This window comes from Candidatus Methylomirabilota bacterium (genome assembly GCA_036005065.1).
Classification (GTDB): Bacteria; Methylomirabilota; Methylomirabilia; order Rokubacteriales; family DASRDR01; genus DASYQW01.
This window is the reverse complement of sequence record DASYQW010000357.1, coordinates 1-3,154: the sequence shown is the minus strand read 5'-3', so window position 1 is coordinate 3,154 and position 3,154 is coordinate 1. Positions and strand designations below refer to the sequence as shown.

The 3,154-nt window shown below is 69.4% G+C and carries 4 protein-coding genes; 1 reads left to right on the top strand and 3 read right to left on the bottom strand.

Annotation, left to right across the window (positions count from 1 at the left end; translation table 11 throughout):
* Positions 1 to 172 precede the first annotated feature (172 nt).
* On the top strand, positions 173 to 946 hold the full coding sequence (locus tag VGW35_24220; GenBank protein HEV8310779.1) for a DUF1080 domain-containing protein: 774 nt from the start codon (positions 173 to 175) through the stop codon (positions 944 to 946).
* Positions 947 to 962: 16 nt separating this feature from the next.
* Here VGW35_24220 and VGW35_24215 read toward each other — a convergent pair whose 3' ends face one another.
* From VGW35_24215 to VGW35_24205, 3 genes are all read right to left on the bottom strand, one after another.
* On the bottom strand, positions 963 to 2,153 hold the full coding sequence (locus VGW35_24215; protein HEV8310778.1) for an alpha-hydroxy acid oxidase: 1,191 nt from the start codon (positions 2,151 to 2,153) through the stop codon (positions 963 to 965).
* A gap of 21 nt (positions 2,154 to 2,174) precedes the next feature.
* Positions 2,175 to 2,576 (bottom strand): hypothetical protein, encoded by a 402-nt coding sequence (locus tag VGW35_24210; GenBank protein HEV8310777.1) that lies wholly within the window; start codon positions 2,574 to 2,576, stop codon positions 2,175 to 2,177.
* 25 nt (positions 2,577 to 2,601) lie between these two features.
* The coding region (locus VGW35_24205; protein HEV8310776.1) for a glycoside hydrolase at positions 2,602 to 3,154 on the bottom strand (553 nt) is incomplete at its 5' end.

Sequence of the window (3,154 nt, the reverse complement as noted above, 5' to 3'; positions counted from 1 at the left end):
GAAGTGGTGGTAGTAGGCTGCATTCATGCCAAGCGGCATCCCAGGGTGTGGCGCTCTCGAGGGGCCGGATAACAACGCGTTGGAGCGGACGAAGTCCGCGCGCGCTAGAAGGCCGCGGCCTTCGCCGCTCAACGCGGTGTTGTGCGGACCTCAGAGTGTCTGAGCCGACATCATGCGACGTTCACGACGGATCGTCGCGCTTCTCGGAGGTTTGGCGCTACTCGGAGCCAGCACCCAGGGCTCCCCGCCGCCGGCATCGCCCTACATCCCCCGGCAGAGCGACCGTCCAGAGACCATCACCGGCGACGAGCCCGGGTTCCAGGCGATCTTCGACGGCAAGACGCTCGCGAGCTGGGAGGGAGACCAGAAGTATTGGCGCGTCGAGGATGGCTCGCTCGTGGGCGAGATCACGCCCGCCACCGTGGTCAAGAGCAACACCTTCATCATCTGGCGTGGCGGCCGGCCCAAGGACTTCGAGCTGAAGCTGGACTATCGCATCACGCCCGAAGGCAACAGCGGCATCAACTACCGCAGTGTGGTCGTGCCCGACCCGGTGACGCCGGACAACAAGTTCGCGATGCGCGGGTATCAGTGCGACATCGACGGCCGCAATCGGTACGTCGGGAACAACTACGAGGAAAAGGGCCGGCTCTTTCTCGCCGTGCGAGGACAGCTCACGAGGGTCGTCGGAGGCCGGCCGCCCGTCCTGGTCTCAACCCTTGGAGACGAGAGAGAGCTGGCGGCGGTGGTGACGGATGGCTGGAACTCGGTTCATCTGATGGCACGTGGCCATACGCTCAGGCACATCGTCAACGGTCGCGTGATGAGCGTGGTCATCGACGACGACGCGAGCCACCGCCCGATCGACGGGTTGATCGGCGTCCAGGTTCACGTCGGCCCGCCGATGAAGGTCGAGTATCGGAACATGAGGCTGAAGAACTGGTAGTGGCGACCCATCAGGTTCAAGACCATTCCCAGCTCTTCGGCACGTTCACGTAGGAGCGGTCCAGGGCGGCCACGGACGGGCACCCGAGCAGCCTCAGCGTGCGGTCCAGGTCGGCGCGCAGGATCTCGATGGCGCGGTCGACCCCCGCCCCCCCGGCGGCGGCCAGGCCATACGCATAGGCGCGGCCGCAGAGGACGGCCCGAGCACCGAGGCACAGCGCCTTGACGATGTCGGCGCCCCGGCGGATGCCTCCGTCCATCCAGACCTCGACCCGGCCGTCGACCGCCGCCACCACCTCGGGCAAGGCGCGTATCGAGGCGGGCACGCCGTCCAGTTGGCGTCCGCCGTGGTTGGAGACGGAGATGGCGGCCGCGCCCTCGTCGGCGGCGCGACGCGCGTCGTCGGCGGTGAGGACGCCCTTCACGACGAGCGGCCCGCGCCAGGCGGCGCGGATCCAGCCCAGGTCGGCCCAGGTCACAGTCGAGCTGGCGAGAGCGGCCGCGACGTCGAGGAGCGGCATCGGACCCTGGCCCGGGATCACGACGTTGGGGAGCGGCCGGATCCCGCCGTCGCGCAGGAAGCCCAGGAGCCAACCCGGATGGGACAGGATCTCGGGGAGGTACGGGACCTTCTCCAGCAGGCCCGAACCCACCAGCTCCTTCATCCCGTTGCGAAGGTCGCGCTCACGAATGCCGGCGACGGGTGTATCGATGGTGACGACGAGGCCGGCGAACCCTGCGGCGCGGGCTCGCTCGATGGACGCCTCGCCGGCCGCCCGGCCACCGAGGAGGTAGAGCTGGTAGAGCACGGGGCCGGGGGAGGCGGCCTTCACGTCTTCGAGCCGGTGCCCCGAGATGGTGGAGAGGATGTAGGCCGTGCCCGCTCGGCCGGCGGCGCCCGCGGCCGCCACCTCGCCGCCCGGATGCATGAGGCGGCTGTATCCCACCGGTGCCAGCATGAAGGGGACGGACAGGTCGAAGCCCAGCGCGCGAGTACGCAGGTTGCACTCGGCGTGCGCGACGGCGTGCCGGGGCCGGAAGGTCAGGTCCTCGAAGGCCCGGCAGTTCTCCCGCAGCGTGACCTCGCCCTCCGCGCCTCCGTCGAGATAGTCGAACACGGCACGGGGTACCCGGCGCCGCGCCAGGGGCCGGAGATCTTCCACCGAGACCACCCGCGGCGACGCGACCTTGCGCGAGGCTCTCGTCATCTGGAGGCCGATCTTAACTCCTTACTTGAGCTCGACCTCGATCACGCGCATGGGCGCCGTTCCCGGGTTGGCAACCTGATGGATGACGTTGCCCTCGCGGAAGCCGACGCTGCCAGAGTCGAACCGCACGGTCTCCGCGGGCTTGCCCGGCTCGGTGAACACCAGCGAGCCCGGGGTGAGGATGACGCCCACGTGGGCGAACTCGTGCGTGTGCATGCCGGTGTCGAGCACGCCCGGTGGGAACGTCACGTCCCTGACGCGCACGCGCGCGTTCTCGAGGACGACCTTGATCGGGTACCGGGCCGCCGAAGGCGCGGCCGCCTCGACGCCCTGCGCCGGCCACCCGAGACTCCAGCCCACCAGCGCCATGGCACTCGCGCCGACGAGCATCCCCCAGCCGAACGATCCCCGGCGAGCACGCATCTCCGGCCTCCTTAATGAAGACGAGTCATCGCGACGTCACGGCCAGGAGGGTCACCGGTCCCAGCAGCCCGGACTCGAGCAGCGGCGAATCCCTCGTGTACGCCTTGTAATCGGTGAAGGTGTAGGCCTTCGTCGCCGAGGGCTGCTGGTCGCCGATCATCCGATTGGGCCAGAGGTTCGTGACCTTGATCTCGAGGTGGTTCGACCCCGGCCGGAGCGCGGCCGTCACGTCCGCCTGGAAGGGCGGCTTCCAGAGGATCCCGAACGGCGTGCCGTTGACCGAGACCTCCGCGATCTCCTTCACGTCTCCGAGATCCAGCATCACCTTCGCCCCCGGACGGAACCAGGGGGGCCGCGCCTGGAGGTCTTTCTCGTAGGTGGCCGTCCCGGAGAAGTACTTCACGCCGGGATCGGCGGACGCGGTCCAGGAGACGAGGCGGTCGAGACGGACCTCCGGTGGCGCGCCCCAGTTCGGCGGGAAGCGGACGCTCCACGGGCCGGCCAGGGTCGCCAGGACGGTGGTGGTCGCGCCCGGAAGCGTCCGCGCGGGCGCCGCCGCCGCGCGACGGAACACCACG